This window comes from Ohtaekwangia sp., assembly GCF_036786105.1.
Taxonomy (GTDB): domain Bacteria; phylum Bacteroidota; class Bacteroidia; order Cytophagales; family Cyclobacteriaceae; genus Ohtaekwangia.
The window spans coordinates 1-3,694 of sequence record NZ_DAIQRQ010000057.1 but is presented as its reverse complement, the minus strand read 5'-3'; the positions used below and the strand labels follow the sequence as shown (position 1 = coordinate 3,694).

Genomic DNA, 3,694 nt, shown 5'->3' with positions numbered 1-3,694 from the left:
AAAACAGGTACCCTGATCTGGACTACTGACCACTTCGATTTTCCCTCCGAGGGAGGAAACCTGCGTCTTCACCAAAAAAAGTCCTATGCCCTTTCCTTCTATATGCAAGTGAAACCTGCTATATAACATAAAAAGTTTATCCTTACATACATTTAAATCCATACCAAGACCATTATCCTGAACTGTTAAATAAAACAAACCATCGCGAACCTGGGAACGAATGGTGATTACAGGTTTTCGATCAGGGTGTCGATACTTAATTGCATTGCTGACCAGGTTCATCAGTATACTATGAATGTATGGCTTAACGGTCAGCATCGTATTACCCTCCGAAAAATTCTCAATGAAAGTAGTATCTGTATCTTTTATTTCCTTTTCAAGATTCACTTTTACAAGATGTAGTTCATTTTGAAGATTAACCGGCACAATCACAGATGCTGAATTTCTGCGCATCTCCAAAACGGTATTCAAGTCTTTCACGACCTGATCTAACTCACGGGTGGTAAATATTATCTTATCTGTAATTAACCGAGCTTCGTTCGCATCATTTTCACACAGGTTCAATATGTTACCGAGGCCCAATATTCTGGCCACGGGGGCACGCAAATTATGAGCGGAAATGAATGCAAATTGTTCAAGTTGCTGATTATACTCGACAATATCGCGTGTACGTTCTTCTACTTCGGCTTCCAGTGTTTCATTTCGAACCTTTATCTCCTTATTTTGCATCTCAATGATCTGCCTGGCCTCCCGTAATTCTGCAATCTGCGCTGATACTATATCACGCTGTGCGGAAATTTCTTCCTGGCTCTGTATTAGTTCTTCCTGACTCTCGAGGAGAATTCTATTCTGATGTTCAAGTTCTTCGGTTCGCTTCTTTACCTGTAGCTCAAGCATGGCATTGCGCTTCTCTACACCTCGAACGCGTAATTTATATAATGATAAAAGCGCTGTAATCAATAATGCCACACCCATCAGAATGGCCCACCAGGTTTGCCACCACAATGGCTGAATGCGGATTGTTAACGCTACCCCCTCATCATCAGATACCCCGTCTTTATTACGAGCTTTTACCTTGAAGATATATGTACCCGGATCAAGATTCGTAAACATAGCGGTTCTCTGATTGTCAACATAATTCCAATCGGCGTGTAAACCTTCCAGTTTAAAAGCGTATTGATTTCTTTCGGTGGCGGTAAAATTTAGCGCTACATATTTTAACGAAAAGAAGTTGTAGTCGGAAGGAAGTGTTATCATGCTGGTTTCGCTAATCTGGCGTTTTAATATACCGCTTGTATCTCCGGGCCTGACAGGCTTATTCTGGATCCGCAGTTCCGTGATGAACACTTTGGGTATAAACGAGTTGTTTTGTATACTATCCGGATTAAACAGGCAGATTCCGTTGCCACCAAAAAAAAGATTTCCCGCCTCATTACGAAGGCAGGCACCGGGTTTAAAATTACTGTTATCCGACAGGCCATCTGCGGCATCATAGTTTCTGAAGCTTTCCTCGGCGGTGTTAAATTTTGATATACCATTATGGGTGCTTAGCCAAATATTGCCCGTTTTATCTTCCAGTATACTTTCTACGACACCATCCATTAGCCCGTTCTGAGCGGTATATCTTTTTTTAAACATACCATTTACAATGAGGTGCAGACCTTTTTGAGTGCCTACCCAAAGTCGTCCCTGCCGGTCTTCGTATATGCTATTACAGATTCCACTTACCTGGATCGAATCGTATCGCACCGTGCTTTCAAATCGGGTTATTCTATTTTGTACAGGATCGTATCGCAGCAGTTCTTCAACGGTTCCCACCCATATATTTCCTTTTTTGTCTTCATATATCTTTCGCATATACTCATTAAATCCAAATTGTTTTTCATGAGCATATTTAAAGAGACCTTTATTTATATCAGTCAATATGTTCAACCCTCCGTAGGTAGCCACGAGCAGTTCCTTTGTTTTGGTTGATTGGCATATTGAGAATACATTTGGATTGGATAACGCGCCTTTACGTTTTGGATCTGGCATATACCGTATGAAATTGTGCCCGGCCTCATCATATCGATTAAGTCCCCCTCCCCACGTGCCGATCCAAACACGCTGCTCGCTGTCTTCATATACTGCAAGCACTGCATTGGCTCCTATGCTTTTTTCAGCAGCAGTATGCTTATAACGCTTTATACCTTGAGCCGATTTCATTACAAGACCATTTTCCGTGCCCACCCATACACGTTTTTTCGAATCTATCAAGATTGCATTCACTATATCATCTTCCAGGGGTATATCAATTCCCATAAATTTTTGACTCAGTCGATCCATCACTACTATACCGTTTGAGCGGGTTCCTATCCATACCCGCCCCTGCCGGTCGCGATACAGTGAGCGGATAGAATTTTCAACCAAAGATTCCGAATCATTTTCATTTGCCTGAAAGGTTGACAATTCATTTGTAATGATATTCAACCTGTACAGCCCGATAGCCTGAGTTCCGATCCACAGGTAGCAACGATCCTTTAACAGACATCGGATATTTCCTTCCAGTGGCTTCAACTTATCCTGGCCTTTATATGCTATATATTTGTTTGAGGATGCATCATATTGTTGTAACCCCGTATCAGTAGCAATCCACAAATCATGATTCCTTCCTTTCATTACCTGATGTAGTTTTATCGGAAGGCCTTGTCTTCGAATAACATTATCTTTTACACGCCAGCGAAAAAGACCGGAGTCCCGAATACCCACCCAGAACTCACCGTCAGATATGGGCACGAGCGAGCAGACCGGGAGATCCGAATCCTCCAATTTATAGTATCGCCTATGGTTATCTGTCTTGTTTATTTGCTCTACAAAAGCTTTGTGATGGCGCACACCTGCAATCCATACGCTTATACTGTCTTCATAAAACTCTGCGACTTCGCAGTCGAATGAATAGTGCGGCAGTCTTCTGAAATTATCTTGTTCACGATCATAAATATGAAGGCCTCCATTATCCGTACTCACCCATAGCACGCCACGGCTGTCCTCAAATATTTTGAGAATAGTATTTTTCAAAAGGCTTGTAGTATCACCGACTTGATTTCTATATATAGTGACATCGTATCCATCAAATCGGTTAAGCCCGTCTTCCGTTCCGATCCATAAAAAACCACGCGAATCCTGAAGTATACATGATATATGAGGATTCGACAAAGCCGCAGTTACTTTCGAGAATTTAATTTTTTCTACGGGTGACTGAGGGAAAGCCTGAATAGTCCAAAAGACTGGAAGCAATACAATTACAGTAAAGCAAATCTTGAACATGCTTGTATTTTGATACGGACAAATTTATGTCGAAGATAAATTACTGCTATGAACCGGATCTCCGTAATAATACTGACGTAAGAATACATGCAATACGCATACATGCTTCTACAGCTCCATATATTGATATTTTAATTCATTACAGACCAGGGATTAGACGATTTATCTATGTGATTTAGACGGTTTGTAATGTGAGATACTTCCCATCTGGAGCGCAAATACAGTTAACGAATACCAAATCAGAGTACTCTGCAACGGGAAAAAACGATTGTATCTGATTACCCGAAAAAAAGACGTTGCTATCGCAATAATTCTAAAACTGGAGACAATAATCCTGAAACCGGATGTAATAATTCCAAGGCCGGAAACGATAATTCTGAAACCGGAT

General features: G+C 41.1%; 1 protein-coding gene. It reads right to left on the bottom strand.

Features of this window, described 5'->3' with window-relative positions; all coding sequences use genetic code 11:
* On the bottom strand, positions 1 to 3,306 hold a 3,306-nt coding region (locus V7Q33_RS18685), incomplete at its 3' end, for a two-component regulator propeller domain-containing protein (protein ID WP_333820812.1).
* Positions 3,307 to 3,694 lie beyond the last annotated feature (388 nt).